The organism is bacterium (genome assembly GCA_040755755.1).
Taxonomy (GTDB): Bacteria; SZUA-182; SZUA-182; order DTGQ01; family DTGQ01; genus DTGQ01.
Genome location: JBFLZW010000042.1, coordinates 51,437 through 76,469, shown reverse-complemented (window position 1 = coordinate 76,469; position 25,033 = coordinate 51,437). Strand labels below are relative to the sequence as shown.

The 25,033-nt window shown below is 50.3% G+C and carries 20 protein-coding genes; all 20 read right to left on the bottom strand.

All coding sequences use genetic code 11. The features are described 5' to 3' along the window. Positions 1–8 precede the first annotated feature (8 nt). A complete protein-coding gene (locus tag AB1611_13765; protein MEW6380657.1) occupies positions 9–947 on the bottom strand; it encodes an NHL repeat-containing protein in 939 nt (312 codons plus the stop codon). 44 nt (positions 948–991) lie between these two features. Next, positions 992–1,951: a hypothetical protein gene (locus AB1611_13760; GenBank protein MEW6380656.1), complete on the bottom strand. Its 960-nt coding sequence runs from the start codon at positions 1,949–1,951 to the stop codon at positions 992–994. A gap of 3 nt (positions 1,952–1,954) precedes the next feature. Beyond that, on the bottom strand, positions 1,955–2,749 hold the full coding sequence (locus tag AB1611_13755; protein ID MEW6380655.1) for a cytochrome b/b6 domain-containing protein: 795 nt from the start codon (positions 2,747–2,749) through the stop codon (positions 1,955–1,957). 1 nt (position 2,750) lies between these two features. After that, on the bottom strand, positions 2,751–3,788 hold the full coding sequence (locus tag AB1611_13750; GenBank protein ID MEW6380654.1) for a hypothetical protein: 1,038 nt from the start codon (positions 3,786–3,788) through the stop codon (positions 2,751–2,753). Positions 3,789–4,154: 366 nt separating this feature from the next. Continuing rightward, a complete protein-coding gene (locus AB1611_13745) occupies positions 4,155–5,873 on the bottom strand; it encodes a cytochrome c3 family protein (protein MEW6380653.1) in 1,719 nt (572 codons plus the stop codon). A gap of 14 nt (positions 5,874–5,887) precedes the next feature. After that, entirely contained in the window at positions 5,888–6,799 is a 912-nt protein-coding gene (locus tag AB1611_13740) for a hypothetical protein (protein ID MEW6380652.1), read from the bottom strand. A 60-nt stretch (positions 6,800–6,859) separates the two neighbouring features. Beyond that, the gene (locus AB1611_13735; protein MEW6380651.1) at positions 6,860–8,359 is read right to left on the bottom strand and encodes a YncE family protein; all 1,500 of its coding nucleotides are present in this window, start codon (positions 8,357–8,359) and stop codon (positions 6,860–6,862) included. A 29-nt stretch (positions 8,360–8,388) separates the two neighbouring features. Then, positions 8,389–9,627: a cytochrome c3 family protein gene (locus AB1611_13730; GenBank protein ID MEW6380650.1), complete on the bottom strand. Its 1,239-nt coding sequence runs from the start codon at positions 9,625–9,627 to the stop codon at positions 8,389–8,391. Continuing rightward, positions 9,602–11,626: a cytochrome c3 family protein gene (locus AB1611_13725; protein MEW6380649.1), complete on the bottom strand. Its 2,025-nt coding sequence runs from the start codon at positions 11,624–11,626 to the stop codon at positions 9,602–9,604. The genes AB1611_13730 and AB1611_13725 overlap by 26 nt, the downstream gene beginning before the upstream one ends. A gap of 38 nt (positions 11,627–11,664) precedes the next feature. After that, positions 11,665–13,023, bottom strand: coding sequence for a hypothetical protein (locus AB1611_13720; protein ID MEW6380648.1), 1,359 nt, complete (start codon positions 13,021–13,023; stop codon positions 11,665–11,667). After that, positions 13,023–14,111: a hypothetical protein gene (locus AB1611_13715; GenBank protein MEW6380647.1), complete on the bottom strand. Its 1,089-nt coding sequence runs from the start codon at positions 14,109–14,111 to the stop codon at positions 13,023–13,025. The genes AB1611_13720 and AB1611_13715 overlap by 1 nt, the downstream gene beginning before the upstream one ends. Next, positions 14,108–14,860 (bottom strand): hypothetical protein, encoded by a 753-nt coding sequence (locus AB1611_13710; GenBank protein MEW6380646.1) that lies wholly within the window; start codon positions 14,858–14,860, stop codon positions 14,108–14,110. The genes AB1611_13715 and AB1611_13710 overlap by 4 nt, the downstream gene beginning before the upstream one ends. A gap of 159 nt (positions 14,861–15,019) precedes the next feature. Continuing rightward, positions 15,020–16,381, bottom strand: coding sequence for a peptidyl-prolyl cis-trans isomerase (locus AB1611_13705; GenBank protein MEW6380645.1), 1,362 nt, complete (start codon positions 16,379–16,381; stop codon positions 15,020–15,022). A gap of 7 nt (positions 16,382–16,388) precedes the next feature. Next, the gene (locus tag AB1611_13700) at positions 16,389–16,958 is read right to left on the bottom strand and encodes a HAMP domain-containing protein (protein ID MEW6380644.1); all 570 of its coding nucleotides are present in this window, start codon (positions 16,956–16,958) and stop codon (positions 16,389–16,391) included. A gap of 49 nt (positions 16,959–17,007) precedes the next feature. Then, a complete protein-coding gene (locus tag AB1611_13695) occupies positions 17,008–17,775 on the bottom strand; it encodes a cytochrome c3 family protein (GenBank protein ID MEW6380643.1) in 768 nt (255 codons plus the stop codon). A gap of 91 nt (positions 17,776–17,866) precedes the next feature. Further along, entirely contained in the window at positions 17,867–18,499 is a 633-nt protein-coding gene (locus AB1611_13690) for a hypothetical protein (protein ID MEW6380642.1), read from the bottom strand. A 2-nt stretch (positions 18,500–18,501) separates the two neighbouring features. Beyond that, positions 18,502–19,080 carry a hypothetical protein gene (locus AB1611_13685; GenBank protein ID MEW6380641.1) on the bottom strand — a complete coding sequence of 193 codons (579 nt, stop codon included), beginning with the start codon at positions 19,078–19,080 and terminating at the stop codon, positions 18,502–18,504. Positions 19,081–19,092: 12 nt separating this feature from the next. Next, entirely contained in the window at positions 19,093–19,686 is a 594-nt protein-coding gene (locus AB1611_13680; protein MEW6380640.1) for a hypothetical protein, read from the bottom strand. A 20-nt stretch (positions 19,687–19,706) separates the two neighbouring features. Further along, positions 19,707–21,386 carry a hypothetical protein gene (locus AB1611_13675; protein ID MEW6380639.1) on the bottom strand — a complete coding sequence of 560 codons (1,680 nt, stop codon included), beginning with the start codon at positions 21,384–21,386 and terminating at the stop codon, positions 19,707–19,709. Positions 21,387–21,406: 20 nt separating this feature from the next. Beyond that, on the bottom strand, positions 21,407–24,943 hold the full coding sequence (locus AB1611_13670; GenBank protein MEW6380638.1) for a hypothetical protein: 3,537 nt from the start codon (positions 24,941–24,943) through the stop codon (positions 21,407–21,409). Between the last annotated feature and the right edge of the window lie 90 nt (positions 24,944–25,033).

Here is a 25,033-nt window from a genome sequence, read left to right as displayed (position 1 = left end):
AAATTTCTTTATTTATCAAGTGAATAAACGCTGATCGTACTGGTATACATCTGAACGACATACAACCGGTCCTGCTGATCAATAAAGATATCCGCTGGCACCTGAAAACGAATTTCATTCTTTGAGGAATCTCCGATTACGCCAAGGAAATTCCCCTGCTGATCAAAAACCTGAATCAAACCGATCTTGACATAGTTTTCACCGACAAAGACCCTTCCCTTCCGATCCATGCAAATCGACTGGGGCCGGAAGAACTGACCCTTTTCAATACCCCATTCACCGATGCTGCGGATGTATTCTCCCTTGGAAGAATGGACCTGTACTCTGGTGTTAATGACATCCGTGACATACATATTTCCCGATTTATCCAGACACACGGTATAGGGGTAGCGGAATTTCCCGTTTTCATAGCCGACCCCACCGACTTCACCCGCCAGCTTAAACTCCTGGTTATAGATAAGAAGCCGGTGATTATCGTTGTCGACAATCACAAACTGCTTCCTTCCCTCATCCCAGGCAATATCGGTAGGATCAGCCAAAGATCCGTATTTATCGGGGGAAAGAAAAACTTCCGAGAGCGGATTCCCGCCATCATCAAATACCTGAATCCGGTGATTTTTGGAATCAGCTACATAGATGCGGCCCTGGGGATCGATCATCAGGCCCAGCGGGGATTTGAATTCCCCGCGCCCGCTTCCTTTTTTCCCAAACTGGGTCAGGTACTTTCCACTATATGAGAACCCCACCAGACGGCCATTGACTCCGTCCAGAACCCAAATCCTGTTTTGCGGATCAACAGCTACGGCACTTGGCTGGTCAAGAGGAGGAGAGACAGCATTTTTCTGGATATCGAACAGGTGCCTGGCGGTGATAATTTCCAGGGCACATGCCGACCTGCCGCCTCCTGTCCACAGAAAAAAAGCTGGAGCCAGGCAGAGCAGTCCCATCACTGCCCCCCTCCTGCCAGTTATCCTCCGCCGGAAAGCAGCGCTCATTCCTTCACACCACTCTCGCCAACAGCGCCGCTCTCATCCACAAAGCCGCCCTCTTGACTTTCCACCGGAAGAGGAATCTTGCCTTCCTTCAAATTTTCCTTACCCTCGATGATATTTTCCGGTCGAAACATGGTGGGCAGCTTCAGAGATTTATATTTAGCCACCATCCCGGCAACTTCCGTTCCGGTGAACTCGTCACACAGATGCTGAGGATATCCGAGCGCCTTGAAGTCCAGATAGGGATTTCTCCTCCGGTGACACTCCGTACAGGTAACAGGCTCCTGAGCCAGTCCTTTATGTGCTTCGGCCTTGGCCTGAGATTGCTGATCGTAGGTATACTGGGCCCAGAGTTTTAAATACTCTTTTGCATACTCCTCGGAAATCGGCTGATCGAGCCTTCGGTGTTTTCCAATTTTATCCAGCAGGCAGGGTACAATTCTGGCTCCATAATTTCCAGCATAGGCCCCATCGGGAACCCGCTCCTTGATCTCCGGAATCTGCTCGCCGGTATAGTTGTCAAACCAGGTGAAGACAACTTTCTGAGAGCGGAGGTGACAGGTTTCACAGGCGCAAAAATAGGTATGCATATTGTACAGCGCCCGCACTTCCTTGTTTTTACTATGAGGATAATTTCCATGACAGATCAGGCAGAGCGTTGGGACCCGCTTTTTGATATCCAGGGTATTATCGATATTATGAAAATGCTCCATTTGAGAATAAGTCTTTGTTTTGAGAATATTGGAAAAGACATCCTTATTGGCGAGCTTGATTTCAGGAGCCTCCTGAGGGGCGGTTGCCGGTTTTACCTTCTCAAATTCGACAACCGGGGCACCATGCTGGACCCCTTTTTTGGGGAAAAAGAACACCTTTATCATCATGAGCAGGGATATTACCAGGAATATTGCCGATATACCGCTGATGGCCTTCGCCACATTTCCTCGACCTTTGAGCCCCATTGCTTATTCCTCCTCCGCTTCCAACGTGTTGTTATGATGATGATCGTGCTGCCCACCCCATGAGGTAGCTGCTGAGGAGGCACCTTTCAATCCTTCCTTGGCCATTTGTCGCTCCTTCATCACCCGCTCCCACTGGAGAGGATGTTCATGTTTTAAATGCTCCATGCTTACCAGCCCATCGATCCATGAGGTGTCCTGGGGGAATTTACCCGGTTTCCAGTGTACCCCGTAAAAATGCCAGATCGAAATGGTGATACTGGCCAGGGTAGCTTCGCACAGATGGACGGTACCGCAGACATCGACCAGAAACCTGGGAAATAACTGTTCAAAGGTCATTACCACACCGGTGACACAGATGACCGTTGTACCGATCAGCCCAAAGATATACTCCATCTTTTCCCGGTAATCGAAACGGTCGAATTTCGGCTTTTCATCGGTCATGCCGAGCATGTATTGGATGTTCTGCTTCATCTGGATCGCATCCGTCAGGTTGGGAATCATATCGAGCAGCATCTGTCTTCCCGGCTTGGTGAATGCTCCGTAGGCAAGATGCCAGACAGAGCCGAAAATTAAAAGGGCGGCCAGGATAAGATGAGCGACATGGCGGTAATAATATACCGGGCCGGTATATCTGCCAAACATGGCCGTTACCCAGTCAGTCGGTATCAACGACATCATTCCGGTAGCTACCAGGAGAACAAAACAGATCCAGACAATATTATGCTGCCAAACTTCCGCCCGCAAAAGGCGCGGAAAGTATTCCTGATCTTCAGCTCTTCTGCCCCATTTCTTCGCCATGTTAATGATGCCTCCCTTCTCTTCTCTCTTTCAAAGTTATTCTCAAGTCCAGCAGCTGATGGATGAACATAAAACCACCAACCAAAACGATCATTATCTTGTAGAAGGTCTTGATACCCCAGATGATAGTTATTTGCAGCTTGGTCATACTGGTATCATCAATTTTAGCCCGCAGCTTCTTCTTCGCCTCCGGCGTCAAATCTTCTCCCTCATCCCGCAATTGCTTTTCCAGCAGGGCTGTCTTTACGCCGGTAGCGTGAACCGCACCCGATGCGAAAAATTTGTTGGCTCCTGTATGACACCCTTCCTGGCCGCAGGTTTTGGTGCGATTATCGATGAAAAGCGCGGACTTCGGATCATCCACCGCCAAAATCGCATGAGCTGAGAAGCCCAGTTTCTGCGGGCCATGACAAGTTATGCAGTCAGCGCCGTTTTCAGCTTCGTATTTCACGTTTCGCCAATGGAAGGACTGTTTGAAGTTTTCCGTGCTTTCAAGCCCAAAACCCTGCATCAGCTTTTTATCCGCATGGCAGTTATTGCAAAGATCGACGATCTGTTTTTTATCCCATCGCGGAGCGGTCCGGGAAGCGAAATGTTTCAAGAACCTGCTGGCCCAGGGGCTTTTTTCGTGGCAGGCCACGCATCTGGCCAGGGCTTCGGATTCACACCCCGGTTTCTGGGCCATGATTCCTTTCAGGGGTGAATACAGAGGGTTGGTATGACAGTATTTACATCGCGGCTGCCCATCCTCAAAAGTGAAGAGAGGTGACTTGCCGTGGACACTCTTTTTAAACTCATCGACCACGATCTTGTGGGAAAAATCTTTGTTGGTGGAAGGATCCTTGACATGACACTGAGTCCCGCAGTTAACTTTTTTGGCCGGCTTATGGGGAACCTCGGTAACATCCATGTGGCAGTGACTGCACAGAACGCCGGTATGAACGGTATTCCGGTAGAGCCCCTCGCTCACGTAGAATATCCTTTTAGCTCCCGTTTCCTTGTCGAAGCATCCAAGGCCGGAATATCGGTGGCACAGCATGCAGTTCTCCTGATCTGCTGCCCGTGCAGATCGGGGGCTCCAGGAGAGGCAAACGAAGATCATGAAACATAGGACTATAAGCAGGAAAGCGAACTGAGGAACTCTTTTATCTGCCATGGGGACGGACTCCTATTGTTTTGATGAGTTATGGATTTAAAATAGCATAAAAAGGCGACACTATGTTTGAGCTTCAACGAAGCTCTTATTCGCAGATATGGGATACTATTCTGTAAGCCGGGGGTATTTATGTTATTTAATAACATAGTCTCAAAGAAAAGGCAAATAAAAATTAACCGGGCACCCGCACGCTCCACCTGGCCGCATACTTCTCATAGGCTCCTTTTCGGTTTTTGTCTTGCCTTTACCCTACTTTTGCCTTTCCTGCCCCGGATTCTCCCTCAGGTATTTTTCGATAATTCCAGCCCGATTCGGATGGCAGAGAGTGCACAGCCTTTCTTTCGATTCAACCCGCAATTTTGGCCCTTTCGCCCCGTTATGGGGGTCATGGCATGTAAAACAGCCGATTTGTCCACTCAGGGTCAAGGGAAAAATCTGGATATCCAGACTGTCACTGCTCTCAACGCCTTTGCTCTCAATGCCCTGAGCACCTACAGGGGCATTAATCGCACCCTTCGACAACTTGTTTGCCCAGAACCGCTTGACGAATTTACCGGTATGGACGATTCCGTATGGATGATTCGTCTCTTTATTGGCATGACAGCCGATGCAGTAATAGCTGAGAGATGCCCTGTATCCAAATGGTACTTTATCCTCCTTGTCCGGGTCAAGATCATTTTGCGTGGGAGTCTCCTGGACAGGAGAAGGAGCCTGGGCATCCTGTTTCCGGGCCCACTGGCCGGATGAAGACAGATCTGTCCGGGTTATCTGGCCATACTTCTTATAATGGCACTGCCGACAGCTCTTATTGACATCGTTGATGCGCAGCTTCGGGCCTTTGCGGACATCGTGAGGATTATGACAGGTAGTGCACATGATTTGCCCGCTGATGCTGATGGGAAACATCTTGAACCGCTCCTGCTGAGAAAGCTCGATCCTCTCCGAAGGTTTGAGGTCCTCCCAGATAGTATGCAACTGCCGTCCGGTGTGATGTGCGCCGAACGGGTGCTTCTCGACACTGATCGGATGACAGCCGAGACAGTAAAACTTGAAGGGGGCCTTGAACTTGAAGGCCAGCCCGGCAGCGTTTTCCTTGTTGATGTCGTGACAAAACAGGCACCGGTCCTCACGGATTTCCCCGGCCTCGGTAACCTGGTCGTGGGGATTGATCTTTTCATACTGCTCCCTTACATGGCAGACCAGGCAGGTATCGATCCGCCTCTGATACGGCCCCCCACGGAGAAAGAAAAGGCTTTCCGTCTTTCCCTGGCAGGGCATCTGATGGCAGGTTATACAGGCAAGTTTTCCCTCTTTCAGCGGGAATTTTTCCGGAACTTTTACCCCCCGCTCTTTGGATGGAATGATACCTACGGGGTGATTGTCCGCCTTGGCCCGTTTGTTGTCATGACAACTCCTGCACACCTGGACGGAATTTCCTCCGGACTTCAGATGAAGCTCCTTATCCCCCGGACGGGGCTCTTTCTCATGGCACTGAAAGCAGAATATGCCCGATTTATGGGGATTGATGCTTTCAGCCATCTTGAGAAAAGCCTGATGCTCCTTCCGCAGCAGGAAGGGGTTTTTCTCTTTTTCCGGCACCAGGTGAGTGATATGGCAGCTTGGACAGCCAATCTGATTTTGCAGAAGAGGCAGAGGAAATTTTGGAATCTGACCAAGTAAACTCGCACTTACTTCCTTCGATGAGCTGAGCTTGCAGCTTGGGGGGACATCTTCGGCATGACACCGAAGGCATTTTTGACTGGAGCGGGGATCAATGCCGCTCCAGATTTCTTCCCTGGCCGTGCCGGGAGCGGGTGGCTTTTGCATATGGCAATCCAGACAATTGGTGCCGGTCAGATTTTGCGGATCAGCATGCACTGACCGGCTAGATGCTGCCTGAACAGAATAGATACCCGGCATCCCTGAAATCAGGGACACAACCCACAACCAGCAGAGAACTTTAACCATCCTTCACCTTCAACCTAAATAATATGACAATATAAACACTTATTTTTCATTATCTTACCTTGCTCATCAACCTGAATGTGCGGATTGACCGCCTGATAGCGTTCCTTCATATGGCAGGTAAGACAGATATCGACCCTTTTTTCATACGGGCCGCCCCGTAAAAGGTTCTTTTCAATTTTTCCACCCAGGCAGGGCATCAGATGGCAGGTGATGCAGGTCACCTTTCCATCGCTCAATGGGAAGGTCTCAGGGACATTGACTCCCTTTTCCTTGGTGGGGGCAACACGGACCGGATGGTTATCCGCCCGCGCCTTTTTCCCATCGTGACACTGGGTACAGACAGCTACCCGATCTCCCTTGAATCTGATTTTCGGGTCAGCTTTCCGCTCAGGGGTCGAAGGTTCCGGTTCCCCTTCATGGCAGAGCTGACAGAATACATTTGCCTGGTGCGGTTCAATCTGCTGGGCGCGGAACCAGAAGTTGGGATAAAGGCCGTTGAGCTTACGATCGTTTGCTTCCTTCCGGCCCTTCTGATCATGGAAAACGTGGCAGCTTGCACAATGGATGGACTCCGATACCAGAGGAAGCCCCAGGTACTGGAGTTGAGATTTGAGGATTCGGGTCGATGTCCTCGTGGATATCAGATTACAGCTTCGGGGAATGGTATGGCAGGTTCTGCATTGTTCCTTGCTCCGCTCGAAATTGACCGTATCGAGCGCCTGCTGACTCATCTTCAGGGGATCGGAGGAATGACACCCGCGACAGCTTTCCTGAAAGGATTGAATACTCTCCTGATGAGGATTTTTCTTTGTGCTCGTATCAGGGGCGGCAGACAGCATGGTTGTCCAGCCACAAATGAGGAGAAACACGCCTGCGAACAACCCAGCCCCTGACTTCTGAAATCTGCCCTTCCCGGTCCTGCTCAACTTTACCTTTCTCTCCTCTCGATATTCTCCTGTGGCTTCATCGTTCCGGACTATTTTCGATTATTTTCGAATCAAGTCCACTCCAAACGGTTCTCTTCCAACTCTGATCGACTCAACAACACGTTCCTGACGCAGATCGATAATTGAAAGGCTGTCTTCTGCACTATTAACAACATAAAGGTAATTTCGCGCGCTGTCAAGAGCCAACCCTGTCGGATTGCGGCCTACCTGATATCGATTCTCCTGAATATTCAACGAGTTCGAGGCAACAGAAAAACTGCTGACCGAATTATCTTTCCGATTGGCGACATACAGCTTCCCCCGCTCTTCATCCAGAACGAGACGGGAGGGACTATACTCCCCCTGAAGCAGGAAAGATTTTTTCACCGAATGCCCGGGAGAAAACTGACTTTTTCCGCCCCGCTCCTGTTTCTGTAATGCATCAAGATCAATATCAAACACCTGGACTGCCGAAGATCCGGAATCGGCGATAAAAAGACGGTCCTGCGAAAAGCTGACCTCTGCCACCGCTATCCCTCCGCTTTCCGCCTGCACCGGGACCCTGTCCACCAGTTTGCGGCTTTCAATACTGACAATGTAAAGGTCACGGGAGCCCTGGTTGGTGACATACAGCCACTGTCCGCAGGGACTGACCGCAAGATCAAACGGCTTATGACCGACTCCGAAGGTATCGATCGACTTTTTCAGATCGGTGTCGATCATGGTCACGTTATCGCTCTCCCTGTTGGCGGTGAACACATACCTGCCATCAGGAGTGATGGTTATACCGGAAGGATGAATGGCGAGCGGCAGGTCAATAGTGTCTTCCACCTCGCTGGTCATGGTATCGATGACTGAAACCGTAGTGGAGCCTGCATTGGCCACGTAAGCATAGGTGCCCCGCTCATTGACCACGATTCCCTGCGGACGTTTCCCCACCTGAATCACCGAAACCAGCGAGTTATTGACCCGGTCCAGGACCGAGACGGTATTATCCGCCGTGTTGGTAACATACAGCATCAGAGACTTCAGAGCTGCCGTTTTTTTCCCGTGGGTCAGTCTGGCGGAAAACAGCATCCTTTCTCCGGTACCGGTCGCCGCATTCTTGCCCCTGCTTTGAGACCTTACCTCGAGGTTAATATGCGCCTCGACAGTTCCCTGCGGGTGTATCAGTACGGGAAGGTCCAAAAAAGTATATTCCTGGGGAACATCGAGGGGAATATCAGCCGAGGGCTGGTGAAGAGCCGCATCAGCGAACCACAGGCCTATTTTCTGGTAAGCTCCGGTCGGCAGCCTGACCTCGAATATCACCTGACGCGGCTCGGATCCTGCCCGCAAAACCTGCTCAACAGGCCGGGAAAACACCATGCCGTCAGCACGGGTGGCCTGAATGTCCCGGACCATGAAAGAGATTTCCTCATGGCCCGGACTCTGAAACTGTACGGCAAGACGGAGCGTGCCTTCCGGGAACCGGGAGGGCTTCTGTGATCCGGCAAGCAGAGCACCACAGCCTGACAATAAAAGCATACTCACCAGGCAGATTCCCCAAATTTTCCTCATTCCTGCTGTCATCCTGTCCATGACCTTGCTCATCTCTTGTGACATTGCTTGCACAGTGCCTCTGAGCCATCCAGGCGCAAAGAATATTTGAATTTTGTCCCCATCGGATCATGGCAGGTATCGCACATGATCGGACTTTTCCGGTCTCTGGGGTCGATAGCTTTCTCTCCTGTCGGATGGCTGGCCTTCTTTTGCCTGGCATGACATTTAGTGCATAATTCGAGAGAATTTGCCTTAAAAAATTTTGCTTGTGAAGAGGAATGGGGATCATGGCAACTGGTGCAGTTTCCCTTCACAACTTCCGGATGCCTGAAGCTCTCGGCATCCTCCTTCAGCCGGACTGCCATCCCGGGATGACAGCTCAAACAGAGAGTCCTGACATCCCGTCGAGTCAGATCTTTTCGCAGGGAGACATGCGGAGTATGACAATATACACACTCATCGTCACCGCTGGCCATATGGCTGCGGGACGCCCCCTGGAATCGCTCCTTCTCTTTCTGGTGGCAAGTATAGCATAGATTCGCGCCTTGAGCAACAAAGGTTCTTTGCATTTCTTTCTCATTCTTATGGCATTGACGGCACTGCCGCTCCTGATACGGCTTGTGGCTAAAATCATAGAGCAATCCCCTGCTGCCCGAAGCATGCGGGCTGTGGCAGAGCGTACATTCGCTGCCGCGAACGTCAACCCCCTGGTGAAGCTCGGTCAGGTTTTTCTGTCCATGACAGATAAGGCATATTTTTTTGGGCGAAGCAACGAGGAGAAAATTTTCTTTCGAGGCATGGGAGTCATGGCACGCCCGGCATTTTCCTTCTTTGACCGGCTGATGCACATATTTTTTCCGGAAATCCTCAGCCGGATGACACCGGAAGCAAAGTGCCTGCCCATCCGCTTTCACCAGAAAGCGATACAAGGAGACATGGGCATCATGACAGCCAAGGCACCCTTCCTGCTGAAGCGGTGCATGCATCTTCATCTCCTGCCATTTCTTTTTCCGCTCCTCATGACAGTGATAGCAGAGCGAAGCTCCCGTACGAACCAGCAAATGCGGAAAGCTTGCCGTGTGCGGATTATGGCAGCCAGTGCAGTTATCCTGCCTGATGGCCTGATGGACAATTCCGGAAGCAAACTTTTTTTCCAGATCCCGGTGGCACTGGAGGCAGTTTACCTCCGCAGGTGTGGCCCCCCACGATTCCGGCGGGAGGATGATCGGAAAGATGAAGAGCAGGAAGATCAATATTCTTCTATCGAGCATTCTTATGACAAACATTGCACTTTTTTTCTTGAAATGGTTCATGGATGACTTTTCTGAATAGCCCCTGCCCCTCAGAAGAATGAGGATTGTGGCAATCGAGACAACGCTCCTTTTGGGGTTCACGGTTGCCATGAGCTTGCAGGAACGATTTCTCACTCTGTTTGTGACATGATAAGCAGATTGAATCCACCCCCCTGGCCAGCAGGGCTGAATATGCTGACCTGTGCCCGCTGTGACAGGTGAGGCAATTTCCCTCCCTGACTGGAGGATGAGCTTTTTCACCTGCTGCCTGCATGTTCTTTTCCTGGTCTTTGTGGCAGGAAAAGCACAGGGTTTTGGCCTGGCTTAACAACTGGTGAGAGATCCTGCTCCCATGAGGGCTGTGGCAGGACTGACATTGAAGGTCCATGACCGGGCTGTGCACGGATTGACCGTTGTCGGCAAGGCTCTGGGCCAGCGGCTGATGGCACGTGCCGGTCAGGCATATCCGCCCGGTATCAGCCGCAAGCATGTCCTTATGGTCACTGGCATGGGGATCGTGGCATTCCCTGCACTGTCCACCCTTGACCGGAACATGCAGAGCCGTATCCTCAAGCTGCTTGCGCAGAGCGAGGTGGCAGCTCCAGCACAGCTCTGCCGACGGCAGGAGCAAAAGATTCTTATATTTTCCCGTATGGGCATTATGGCAGCCCAGGCAGTTACCCTCCTTCACTGGCGTATGAGCATGCACTCTGGTGAATTGCTTTTCCGCCTCAGGGTGGCACCGATAGCAGAGCCTGGGAATCGGCTCCCTGAGCAGTCCGGGAGATACCGAGGCATGACCTGTGTGGCAGGTCAGACATTCACCTGTGCGCACCGGGGCGTGAACGATCTCCTGCTGCCCCACCATGCTTTTTTCTTTATCATGGCATTGATAACAAAAGTCCGCCTCCTTTCCCTGCCTCCATTTCACCGTTGCGCTGTGCGGGTCATGGCAGGTTATACACTCCCCCTTCTTCAGGGGGCTATGAGCTGTCTTGTGCCCGGCCTCCTTCTGGACCTCCTGATGACATTGATAGCAGCCTTGCGATTCCTGCCCGGATAGCAGCCCTGTGAGATCCGAAGCATGAGGATTGTGGCAGTCGAGGCATTTCCCTTCGCGGATCGGCTGATGGATTGTTTTTGTACTCGTATGGTATTTTTCGCGGCTGTGGCACTGATAGCACAAATCATCGATTCTCGCTTTTTTCTTTACCGCAAACGGCTCCTTCGAATCAGCAGGGAGGTGACAAATGGCGCACGTTTGATCCTGAACCGGCTTATGCACTTTCCGTCGCAGCAGGGATTTCTTCTCTGAGGAGTGTGGATTATGGCACTCTGAACAGCACCGGTCCTTGACCTGATACCCCTGATGAGCCGCCGCCAGTTTTTCCTTTCCCAGGGAGTGGCATTCCAGGCACAGCTTCTGCTCCTCTCCTGTCAGAAGCTTCGGCTGCTGTGCAGCGTGGGGGGGGTGACATACCTGGCAGCCTTTCTCCAGGGCCTTGTGCCTGTTGGGCTGGTTAAAAGGTGTCTTGTCATGACAGCCAAAGCACAGATTTTGCCCTGCCTGTTTGAGCATCGATGGACTGTCCGAAGAATGAGGATCATGACAGGCCGTGCATTTCTCCTTCCGGACCGGCTGATGCACAGAGACTTTCGAGGTTTGAGCCGCCATTTTCGTATGGCAGCGGTAACAGAGCCTGGCCCCCCCTTCGTCCCGCACCTGCAAGGCCCCGACATACCCATGCGGCTCGTGGCACAGATGGCAATCCATATCCCTGACCGGCTTATGGATCCGGGCTTTTTGCAGATAGCCCTGGACCTTGGACTGATGACATTCCGCACACCGGCTGCTGGCAAACCGTCCCCGCTTCCTCTGCGGCTGAACGCAGGATGAAAGCAGGCAGGATAAAAACACGATGCCACAGAGGTAGAGTATCAAGATACTGGCACAGAAGCTCTTACTTTGGCTCTTGTTTTGACTGTCCATCATGACTCTGGCGATTTAACGCTTAACATAAGTGGACAATATCAAAGTGCACCATCGATACCTTCAGAAAAATCTGGAATGGAAGGTGGTGCAGAGTTATCCATAGCCTCATTCACAACTGTCTTGTCTACGTCTGTAATTTTTTTGTCTATTGCATGAAGGATAACTTTGGCAGCGTTTGAAAGAAGGTCTCTGGGATGTTGACTCCTTTTGAGCAAAGCACTTATCCCATCTTCCGTAAAAGGTTTTACAGTTCCCTTATCAAGCTCATTAGTTCTATGGTAATCCAAATGAGCGATGATAATTTCACGTGCCTGATCTTCACTTGGTAATGGTAATTCTACTGAGTTGGGAGAGTTGGGGTCCAAGCGTGCGATTGTAGATAACCCTGCTTCACCCCAAGCTTGTGCCAGACCAATGGAAGCCTGTTGGTGAGTAGTTAGGACGCATGAAAAAAAGTTATATGCCGTGTTAGCGTAACCTGGTCGCATCGTGCAAAGGCAAAATTCTTTGGCAAATTCAATTCGATCTTTTCTCGTCATCTGATCAACTAAGTTCTCAATGTCATCGATAAATAAATACCCTCCTGCAAATCCAGCAGCTCGTAGGTAATGCACTATATCGTTAAAAAGCAGTGTACGCGAATAGTCCAGGTTTTTGGTATGCCTGGGAATATAAAAGGGTTCTAGATTGCCATCCTTGCGGAGGGAGCAAAGGTATTCTCTAAATTGTCCTTGTGCCAGTGACAGGGAAACTTGTGGCTGAACGCCTTCACTTGTTAACCGTTCTGCGACCCTTTTATCTAAAGCGGTAATTTCTATGCCATGAGCTTGCAAGATAGAGTCATCGAGCAAATTATCTGGATTATGGCTGCCATCTGGACATTGCAGTACCAAATCCCCTTGTTCTGGTGTCAGTGCTTCAAGCCGAAGAACTGCTCGTGAGTCGTTGAGTACACCGTTCTTACAAATATCGACTAGGGCAGACCATGCCAACTGCTCCATATACCGCCTGTCTACCTGAGATGGAAATGCAACATAAACAACGACAGCCGAAAATTGCCCGTTAAATTCAGTTTGTCCCCAATCCCTATTTATCCTTTGCCTGAAATAGCGTAGCAGTGCAGTCTTACCCATACCACGTCCGCTCTCTCTATCTCCCTTTGACCAAAGATACGACAAACGAACACGATTGGGAAAATCATTAGGACGGATGAGCAATTGCTCAAATTTTTCAATTTCGCGCTTTACAGGCGACTCTGCATAGATAGCACCATTTCGGCGGGGATCATTGTTATAAGGATCGACTACAGGCTCAGTTGGAAATGGCAGATCCTTAAGCCCAAGTGGTGAATAAAGTGACTTGCTAACACCAATACTCCTTTTAGGAAGTACTACCATTATACTCTCCTTACAAGATTGTAGAGCTGGCTTGTCTCACGGCTCCGTGAAAGTGGTTTACGGCGGCCAGAGATGCCTTCATAGTGCAAACCAACAGTCAAAACCGATGGCTTCTGGTCAAGCAGATAATTGATTCCTTCATCAAAAGCTGCATCAGGGATTCTCAGATGCGCACATACAAAATCGCGCACTTCGGGTAAATCGTAATATCCCGCCTTTGAAGGCAATTCAGAAAACGCCTTGTCCAGTGCGCTTACCAATTCGGCCTGAGTAGCTTTATCTGCCATGTTTGGCTCGCAAAAATAGAGCATGAAAGTCCCACCAGAAGCAAGTGAAACGTTCAATGGTATATACCACTCATGCGGCGGTGAAGCGGCTACACAGGGTGAATAACTCTTGGCAAACTCTCTACCTTGGATATTGGCTCGCATTACATTCAATAGCCGCAGGCTGACCAAACGGTCACAAAGGGCATGGAAAAGTGGTACGCTAATTGATATATCAGAGAAAACCTTGCGCAAAATGATTTCTCTTAAAGCATCTTCCACTTTTTTGGGACTTTTACCCTGAATATTTTTCAAAACAGCAGATGCAAGAGTAGAAGCTTCACCGTTAAATGTTGGTTCAAGCAACCACTGGATATAACCATCCATGCTAAGATGCCCGGCTTCGACAATTGGCAACCAGATGCACCCTATATCAAGATACTTTTGTACAATAGATCGCAGATTATCATACACTTGGAGATGAGCCGTCACCATCGTACGGCGTAATTCAACGTAGTTACCCTCATTCAACAAGGAGAGAACGTGCTTACCAGTATCAGTCAGTTGGTAGGATCCCTTGATAGATCGGGCAAACTGAAAATGTACCAATTCCTGGCAGACTTTTTCTCCAATTGTCTCAAAAGTTCCCTTTGGCTCCGGCAACATCAGACGCAGGGCCTTATCACTGACATATTTCAGAACATTGCGTGAGATAGCACTTGTTTGTTCCTCTCTGCGCGCTGTTGAGGATAGGCCCGCTAATACCCGAAGTCCTATATAATGATAACTAACATCGGTTATATTGTAGCTTGTAATTTTCATACAGCAGCCCCATGTTTTGCCTTTTTAAACTCACCTACCAATCGTGAGCAATCATTATTAAGCTGCCTAAATTCCTGACTTAATTCTCGTGTATGCAGATATCCTGCAGCTCTGAGCACAATCCGGTCCTCTGACTGGTAACCACATCGACTACTCAACCACGTCTCACTGAGAATAGAGCAAAAGCGGTTGAGTTGAGCACAAAAATCTTCAAACTGGTCAAGCACATCCGAAGGCAATACAGTACCTTTTTGCCGCTCGACTTCCATCCTCCCTGCGTTATCAAAAAGAATCGGCAGAGGCCGCAAATCAGGTCCAATTGGATGAATTCCTAATCCTAAACAGGCAGCTAATGCACTCTCCTCAAAGTGAGTGTTAGACATAAATGCAGGACATATTTCTTTTAACAAAAGAGTTGGATTAAGAGCCAAGTAATCGAAAATCTTTGCAAAAAAGATGATTACATCGTTTTTATCAGGCGGAAAGGTCTGGCGGTTTTTTATCTCAAGAATGGCTGTTAAATCTGGATGCTGTGCAACAATATCAACTTCATGTAATACACCAGACGCAGTGTCAAGCCCGCATCCGAGGCACATTTCGTGCCCTTGAGAGATATTCCAATCTGAAAGATGTTTCACACAACTTTCACGGAAGCGTAACTCAAAGCCTTGGTCAGGCAATTGTTCACGAACAGCATGCTGCCATTCTTGATTTACAAATTTGTAACATTGTTTTAAGAACTGAAACATCGGCTCAGTAAAAAAATTACTATTATCTAACCGTAGAATCATTGATTGACCGCTCTCAAAGTACGGATTTCTTGCCTAACCAGTGGGGCTCAAACAAATTTGAGATTATTTAATAATTTGATCCTTACCATAAGGATTAACAGATTTTAAAGAAGGTTGTCAAGGTTGATATGCTGAGGTCAATTCGCGCAGGTTACGCTCATCAATAACGACTTTGGAATCCGCCCGCAGGCGCTGGACCAGTTCCTGAGTCACCGAGCGGGCTTTCATCCCGCCTATCTCCTGTTCGATCCATACCCTGGCTTTTTCCAGGGGGATCTGTTCTCCGCCCTTTTTCCCCTTTACCCTGAAAATGGAATACTCTTCGCCCAATCGTACGGGGGCGCTTATCTCCCCTTCTTTCAGGTCCGATACCAGGAGCTTTAACTCTGGCCGCATCTTTTGAACCGATACCCACTTTCCGCTGTCGGGCTGGCCACCCGGCAACTCCGAGGCCCTCTGGCTGGCCAGAAAGGCAAAGTCAGCTCCCTGGAGCAATTCACGATGAATTTCCCGGGCTGAATTCGGATCCCTGACCCTGATCTCGTCAAGAGAAACCATCGTATCAGTCGTAAAATTGGAGCGGTTGTCCTGGTAGTAGCGTTCTATCTCTTCACGCTCAACCTGCACCTTCGAGGCGATCACTTTTTGACACAAGGTCCGGTAGAGAAGATCCTCCTCATACCGCCGCATATGGTCTTTTACTTCTTTTCTGGCCGGATATCCCAGCCGGTTGGCCTCCTGCCGCAGCAGCCAATAGCCGATCAGACGGTCAAGCTCCTTTCGGGTCCCCGTGGCCGAAGGCCCGGCGTCATCCCTGGCCGTTATTCCCTCGAAGAGGTCCTGACCACGGATATCCTCTCCATTGACGAGGGCAACCGGATCCGAACTCTTCCGCAGGGCTGTCGGATCAGCCATCCTCGATTCGAAAATCTCGATTTTTGCCCGCTGCCTCAATTCCTGCACATAAGCCTGACTGTGCTTTTCCTCCTTCCACATCTTCACCTTATGCGCTTCAATGCGGCTCAGGTTGGACAATCGGGGTGAAGGCTGGCCAGTGGCCTGGAAGTATGAATCGATATCCTCCTGGGTCAGTGATCCGGCAGGCTTTTCGATCTTTTCCCTGCGGAGCAATTCAAGGCAGATGCGCTCCTTTTCGTCAGCCAATGCCCTCCTGAAACCGGGATCGCGGTCAAGCCCCATTCGCTGCGCTTCCTGGATGATAAGCCTGCGGTCGATCAGCTCATTGAGAAAACCGGAAATATCAAGATTAGTGGCCTGCCCGGAGCGCATCATCCGGAGATGGAACCGCCGCAGTTCCTCCATGAGATCATCGCCGGTGATGAGAAAATTATCGATACGTGCGATGACCTTACTTTTCGGTCGCAGGGAGGAAATACAACTACTGGTGACGGGAATAAAAAGCACTACCACGGCAAGAAAGAAAAAATCGATCCGGTGGTATGATTTCGATAAAGACATACCGGTCCTACAGGGTAAATTCATCAAATATTCTTCTTAACTCGACGCTCTCATGGTGTAATTTGTCAACCACTTCGTGCGAACAATGACGGGAAAGGTCTTCCCGGATCATGGTCTCAAGCCGATCAGATGCCTTCCTGGCCGACAGCAGCCGCTCTCGTAAGCTGACCCCCATCTGGTTAATCTCTCTGGCCAGATCATGCAGCTCGTCGCCTGGCCGCAGTCGAATCTCCCCGTTCAGGTTTCCCCGGCCAATACTCTGAATTTTCCGTTCCAGCCGGTAAATGGGACCGGCTATTTTCTGGGGGTAAAAGAGTGCGGCCGCAAAAGCCGCAAATCCGCCAAGGCCAAGAGCCACCAGTGTCCAGGGGATCAGGACCTGCCGCATATTATGCAATTGAACATGAAACTGCCGGTACGTTGACTCGATTGTCCGGTTGCTGTAAAGGTAAAAAATGCTTCCGCTGATTACTGAGGAGATAACCACGATGAGCAAAATCCTGATGAAAATCCGAAGCTGCATCTCCCTTTTTATTCCGGGATTAAGCCATTTTCTCTTGTGATGGACATGCTCCATTTTACTCTCCTATTTACTCTCCTGTGCACGCTTTGAAACTGTCAGGCCCTCATTCTGGATTATAAATCTCTTTTGAATGGCAGGCCACGCAAAGTTCCTCACTGACCGCTTTCCGCCCAAGGGATTCCTTGCCGCTCGCATGGGGGAAGTGGCAGGTGACACACAGCAATAATCCATTTTTCCCGGTTGGCAGACCGGAGGTTTTCATTTTTTCCCGTATATTCGGAGAAGGCACAACATTCACCGGATGGGATATGCCCAGCTTATTTTTCGGATGACACTGATAGCAGGCTGTAATGCCAATCTCCACCCCAAGGGGCAATTTTTCAACATGAACCGATTGGGTCTGACCCATTGAGCCTTGCAGCTCACCCCATTCGAGGATGCAGCTCTTTGGCCCGGTTGTCGTCCAACTGAGCTTGAGAATGTCAGTCTGTCGGACATCTCTGACAATACTGATCCGGGGAAAGCCGTCCGAGCCGGGAAAGCTCAATGCTGCACCGTTGATATCAATATCTCTGGGAGAAAAAGAATAGAGCGAAGATACCTGAAGTGCATTTTCCGCCCCAAACCCTTTCAATGCAAAAGCAAAGGTATGGTCAGGAGCAAGCTCCGGAAAAGTGAATGAGTGCTCTAACAGCCCCGGAAACTGGGACTGGTGGCACTGGTAACATTTTCTTTCCTCGAAGGGCTTATGTACACTTTTTGCTGGTAATTGATCGAAAACATTTTCATGACAGGGCAGACAGCGGTTATCCGCAAAGGTGGCATCCGAGGAGGCAATTTGCACCCGGGGCAGCATAATGGCCCCTACCATGATCATAATGGGTAATATTAGCCTTTTGAAGTAGCTTGGCACGACAGCGACCCGACCTGTTTTTCTCTCTTCTCACCAAACTGCCGCCCTCTCAACTGCCGGCCCGAAAAGCCTTTACAAAGTCCTTCACCACCTTCTGAGCAAGCTGAGAGCAAAACCTGGTCTCACCGATATCAAATATCAGTCTTTCATCCTGCCCCGTTCTCTTTCCCCTGCTGAACCAGAGAGTCTTTCCGGTTTCACAATCCACCAGCCTGGCGGATATCTCCACCATCGGCGGATCCCCGCTCCTGTCAGGGTTCCATTCCCGGTAGGCAGTGATAGTTCCCAGCATGACACCATCAACGGAAAACTTCTCCACCAGACCTTTCAATATCTCTCTGGTTACTGTTTCGGTAGATTGTATCTTTTGCTGCAATAAAAATTCATGCACATCCCCATACTTGACTGCCGATAATTTCCCGTCGCGGGAAATTTCACTGATCAGGAGATTGGTTACCATAACCTCGGCATCGAGCCGGTCACTCAGGTTATTAAATGGCAATACCGCAATCCGTTTGATCCGCCGTAATTTTTCTTTTCGTACAGCCACGGCAGCTTGCTTGGGCGAAAAAGCCGTGCAGCCAGCGATGCCAATGAGGATCACCAGGAGGGGGACAATGGCGATCCTCCATGTTCCCTTTCCTCTGCTGTTAATATTGAATGCTATTGTTATGCGATGCAATCTTATTGTCTTTCTCTATTTTTCGGTAAAGACCGGATGAAATCTTCGGCTGCCTGGTGTATTAATGCTGACCATGTGACAGGCCGGTTCCTTTGCAGCAGATAAATCTGCTCTTGTCCGCCAGCGCAGAAATACTGTGACCACAGCATGGGTGCGCTCCCTCTGGCTGAAACCAGAGAGCAGAAAAATGATACCTGGGGAACAGGCCTCTGCCGATAGGTATCGATCATTCCCAGTAAAAGGGTTTCAACCTTCAGACGCTTGCCGATTTCGATGATCTGGCCAGTGGTGAGAAATCCTGTATGCCTTACCTGCAATTCGGCAAGAACTGCCTCGACCTGCTTGTCGGAAACCAGGGAAAACTCTTTCTGCAATAAGCCTTTCAGCCCTGCCATAACCTCTTCGCTCGCGCCGAACTGACCGCTCAGGTTCTCAAACGGCAGAACGGCTATAGCGGGAAGAGCAGCCTTTGTTTCGGATCCGGTTGCAGCCACAAGCTGCCCCCCATTCCCCACAAGGATTCCCCCGGCAAGCAGAATGACCAGAAGGCAGAGGTAGAGCTTGAGCTTTTTATTACTCATCGTCGTTTCCGGTTATTCGTATACAAGAGTGTCCACGATTCTCTTGGAAGCCTTGACGGTGACTTCACTTAACGTATCCTCGCCGATACCGAACACCGTGGGAAGGAGCCGTCCTCCTTTTTCCGTATGGCTGATAGACCAGATAATATTTCCGGTCTTGGCATCGATCATCCGCAGGGAAACAGCGATTTCGGGGAAGGATCCGGCCATGGTCCGGTTGACCGAGTATTCTTCGACTGTCCCCAGCACCAGTCCCTGAACTCCCAGTATCTGACCGAGGGACTTGGCTACATCTCCGGTTACCGCCTCCGGGGAGGCAATACCCTGAGACTCCAGTGCCTTGAGAACCTCTCCCAGTTCCGGTACATCAATCAATTCTGTAGACAGCAGTGAGGTGACGAAAACATCCCGCACCTTCTTGTCTGCAAAACGATCGGAAGTAAGATTCTCGAAAGGAAGTACGGCAACCCGCTTGATAAAGCCGAAATTCGTGTTCGGGTTCACGTAAACCTTTGATTTAACCCCGGAACATCCGGTAATACATAAAACGAACGTCATAATACTGATGGCAATCGATCCGCCTCTTGATAATTTTCTCACAGACACTGACAATGCCCTCCTTAGTATTAAGTTTTCAGGGTAAATCGGAAAGAGATTACCTGATCGTCTGACGGATAGGTATATTTAATCCTGAACTTTAACGTCTTAGTCATATTGATATTCATCTCGCTCGAAAAGTACTCGTCTTCTTCTGTCTCGGCAGTCTGATACCGTGCTTCGAGGCGCACCTTGGGCACGGGAAGCCATCCGATCCGCAAGCCGTACAATCTCTCATCAATATCGCCGTATTCGATATTATTATCAAGTGTCAGAAAAAGCTGATCCGCCGGACGGTAGGTAATCATATGCCAGACTTCACCTTCAAAGGTGCGGACAGAAGATAATTCCTCCCCCTGGTCCTGACGGATCCACCTGTTTTCGTTCCGAAGATAATACTTAAGATCCTCCCTCAGGGCGAAGCTGGTGTCAATTTTAATATTTTCTTCCCATTTTTTATCCTGATCCTGAAAATCTTTCGTATTGATCACCTCAAAATCGGTACGGATCTCGACTCCCCGATAAACTTCCGTTGAGCCTTTCAGCAGGGCCGAATTTGTCCGGTATTCAAGTCTTCCGTTATCCTTGGTTAAGGAGCTGCTCAAAAGCAGCGATGTCTTCAAAGGCGGCATGGGTACATTGGGGTCCAGCAATAAACCCGGAATTTCCGGTTCGATCCGCAGCCCGTAGGTCAATTCGCTGTTGCGCTCATCCTCTTTCGCTTCCCAGCGGTTATCATGGCTGACCTCCAGCATGCTTCGCAGATGCTCATGGGGGAGAACATCGATCCTCAAATTGTTCCCCAGGGTTCTTTCCCGGTCCTGCTCCGACCATTTCCGGGTCTCTCCCAAAACCAGGTTATAGTGCAGGGCTGTATTCTTGCCCGGCAGGCCGGTAAAGCGGAAATTCGCCTTCTGCTCCAGCAGGCGGTAGCTGTTGTTTGCCTCCTCATCCTTTTTATCATGATGAGACAATTCATAATTGGAATTCAGTTGCAGCCGGGAATCGAAAGCAGAGAACTGATACCCTATCTGGCCCCGGTTATGGAGATCATAGTTATGGTAATCCGGCCCGCTGTCATCTTCCTTGTGCAGACTGCCTGCATCGTCACCCTCTTCTATAACCCTTTCTCTCTCCACTGCGTAACTATGGCTCAGGGTGAAGATTCCCAGAACCAATTCATAATCTTCTCGGAGGGTCACTCCTTTTTGCATGCCACTGCCTTCTTCGTCACTCAGATCTCTATCCTCTTTCTGGTATTGGACAGTGAACCTCGGCAGGCGAAAAGGGCTCCAGACAAAAGTCGCGTGTTTCCTGGTCAGATCATAATCCATATCCTGCTCATGAATACTGTCTTTACTGAACCCTGAATCCAGCCCCATGACATCGTTTCCCAGATGGAGGGAAAAGGATGGCAGATACTTACTCTCCCAGCCCCGGTTTTTATTTTCCGCCTCAGCGGTATCCCGGTCTGCCGACTCGGATCGCAATTGAAGTTTAAACTTGAGATCATACAGCGGACGCAGGGGCTTTTCCAGAATGAGATCATAGGTCTGAATAAAATTATATTCATCCTTGTTATCGGGTTCCTGCACTTTCTCGAAAAGGTAGTCTGCCCCCAGCCTGATCTGCTGGCTATAGCCGGAACTGGCGAAAGAAAGTGAAACGATGATGAGTACCGCGAGTAATACCTGTCCTCTTCTAGTCACACATCTCCCCGATAAGCAACTCAATTCATCCCTTTTTCTGCAATCCTGGCTTTTTGCATGGTTTGCGGGTCAGGGACTGCCGATAGAGCCCTTGCCCGAATAGTTACAGTTTCCGGTTTGGTTCCGGCCAGATATTTTAACCGGCATTCGCCCTGGAAATCGGTAACCAGTTCTTTATCCAGAGCGATCAATCTCCCCTTTCCCTGGATAATATCAACTTCCAATGGGATACCCCTGCTGGGATTGTCATTCATATCCGCGACCTGAATGGTCAGGTCTGAGGTGCTGGCCCCATCGGCGTAAATTGACAACGGAGTTCCCTCGAACACTATTTTGGCCGGTGCATCACTTTTCAGGATAATATAAACCTTCCTGCTCATTCCGGTGACGGTATCAACCGCCGTGATTTCCACCGTGCCGACATGCTTACCGGCAAAATATCTGGCCAGGGCTTCACCGGAGCCGGTGGTGATGGGCTGTATCTCCTCGATCCGGCCCTCTCCCGAAGTAATGGCGAAGCTCAGCCGGTGCCCTCCCAGAGGATTTCCCTCCGCATCCAAAACCCTGGCATGAACGATCGTCCTGCTGTGCCCGCCATCCGCTGTCAGCCATTCATTATCCGCCCATACGGTCAGACTTGGCCCGCTCTGAAGAGCGCGCAGGCGCTGACGGGCAGGCGGATCGATAAGCTGAATATTGATCAGACCTTCGATGTAGGAAGTGATATAGCTCAGGCCCACACAGCCGGTAGCCACATCTTTGGCCCGAATGATCACGGTCTTGGCTGCCAGCCCCGAAACATAGGGGATATCGGCCATCCCTCCAGGATCGGTGACCAGTTGGTAGGAATTATCCACATACCCGTATTTATCCTCATCAAACCGGCCGACACCGGCAATTCCGGTGTATTCGTCAGTAGTGAATAATTCGATGACAATTTCCCGATCTGCAACACCAACCTGTCTGGCATTGCTGACTTCAATCCGAACCTCGGTTTTGGATTTGCCGTCAGCCTTCAGGCACTTTTCCCGTGGAGTTACGGTTACGGCCACCGAGGTATCGATGCTAACCGCGTCTTCGGCTTCATGGGGAAGAGAAACTTCTCCCTGCCGATTGACAAGATAGGCAGTCAGTTTTCCCTCCCGGACACGGTCTCCCGGCTGGATTTTGTATGTGCCTTCGTACAGGCCGGGCTGTACCTCCGTTAAGGGAATATGCATTTTCGGGGTAAGAATTATCTGCTCATCACCCGTATTTTTCCTGGCGGTAACGGATAGATATCCTCCATGATAATCCTCGATCCGGCAGCAGGTGGCCCCCGGAGGCAGCTCTTTTACCAGCCGGGCTGAGGATGGCTGCGAGCCCGGCAGAAAGATGAGTGAAGATGAAAATTCCGGTTGGCTGTAAATCCGGTACGAAGTTACAAAACCTTCCCCTCGTGCGGATGAGCTGTTATCGTGTTCCCAACTGAGCTCAACATCAGCCTCCGGACCGGACCGGGTAACCAGTGCTCCTATGTCCACATAGGCAGTGCAGCCTGGATCACCCTGGACCGAAATACGGAACGAGTCTCCAGCCACCAGAGGATCCATGCCTGCCACGGAAAAAGCATTATGCTCTACGACCGCGATTTGAGGCGGTTTGCCAGCTTCTGTTCTGGTATCGATCGAAATTTTGAAGTTTCCGGTCATCGTGCTCCGGTTTTCCGAAGCATCGGTCAACTCTGCCATGACCGGTTCATTTTCCAGATCATCACCCGCCTGGACAGTATACTCTCCCTGATATTTTCCCGGACTGACTTCCTGAAACGGCTGCCGGATCCGTGGACCGATGGAAAATCGGCCCTCTGCCCGGGGTTCGCCAAGCATCTGGATCCGAATAACATCCCCAAGTCGTTTGGTGCCGGGTGCGCTGAGCTCTTCGACCGAATGTATTTTCGGGGGAGTGGAGTCTACCGGGGTGATAACCGCAAGACAATCTTGCGACCAGGATTCGTTCCCTGCCTGATCATAGGTGATCAGGTAATAATAATATCCCTGATGAGGGCGAAACGAGCGGTCATCAAACGACCGGATGCGGGGGCTGATTTCTCCGCTGACCGCCTCTCCGGGCCGCTTCCGGGCACAATCCTCCGCCTTTCCAAAGCTATCATTCCCCTCATTGTCCGCCAGGGAGCGAAAAACCCTTACTGCCACAACGTCGTCACTTCCATCAGGAAGCTCCCAGCTCAGGTGAACAGCATCGCTGACCAATTCCGCCGTCGCTGCAAGAATGCCGGCCGGGGGAGTGTTATCGATCGTAACCGTGCCGGAAGACACAAAGCCGATTTTCTCCCCGCGATCGTCCTCGATGGTGCCGGTCAAGGCGATATTTGCCTTGCTGATACCTTCCGGTATACTATACTGGCCATAGTAAACACCTTCCTGATCGGTTTCCTGCAACGGGATATCCTGAGCCAGCCCCTCAAGAGAGGCAGAGGCTTTCTTTCCCGGCGTGCCGGTCAGGGTAATGGTCAGCAGCTTTCCCCCTTTCAATGGACGCCCGGAGGAATCGTCAGTCAGAGAATTGATGGCAAGCTCAGCTACGGTTATTGAGATTTCCCTGGGAAACCGGGCCTCATTGTTATCTTTATCCACAGCGGCGATAAGGTAGAAATAGCTTTGCTGAGGGACGACCTCTTCGTCACGGAAATTCGTCACCCGGATAAGCTCTTTATTGAGCCGCTGATATGAGGCCGGCCCCTTTCCCATGTCCGTGTTTAACCGGCGGTAAACGCTATAACCAGCCAGATTTTCCAGAGTGACCGGCTCCCAGTGGAGAATGACCGCCAGGCTCTCCCCTTCATGATCGATGTCAGCCCTGAAACCATCGATCTTTTCCAGAGTGGACAGCTCTTCCTGGCTGATCACCAGGGGTGTAGCTCCAACCTCCGGGGAAAAAGCACTCTCCTGCCAGGAAAGATCGACTGTACTCAGCAGATAGTAATAGTTTTTCCCAACCTCTACCTTCTGATCGAGGTATTCATCATCTGTATCGAGCACAGAGGCGATCACCTGGTAATTCTGCCCGGATATCTCCGACCGGTAGATATTATAGCCCCGGATCTGTGGATTATTACTCTTCTCCCAGCTCAGCCTGACGCTTCGCTTCTGGCCGAATGCCTCGACCTTCGCCGGAGGAGCAAGCGGTGCAACTGCCTGCACAATTGGGGAACGGGGACTTTCGAGTCCCCGGTAATCAACTGTGGTCAGGGCATAGGAATAGCACTTCCCCCACTCGATGTGCCGATCAAGATATCTGGTCTGCCTGATCAATTCCTGGTTGATTTTCCGATAGTCATTCTCACCGATCAGACTCCGGAAGATATTATAGCCGGCGATTTCTGAAGACAACAGCCGCTCCTCGGTGATTCGCTGAGTAGGCTCAGTCCAGGAAAGCTCCACACCGCCCTTTTGATAATCCACCATGATTTTGGCAAGACCAATTCCCTGATCTGCCAATACTATTCCGCTCACGATCACCATACTTATGATAGTTACCAGAAGATTCCTGCTCATATCCATTCCACCTGCTCGCCCGTTAACCGGAGAGAATAACCTGCCATAATCTGATATTTTTCTCTTTAACCTTATACCGGTTTTCACTCA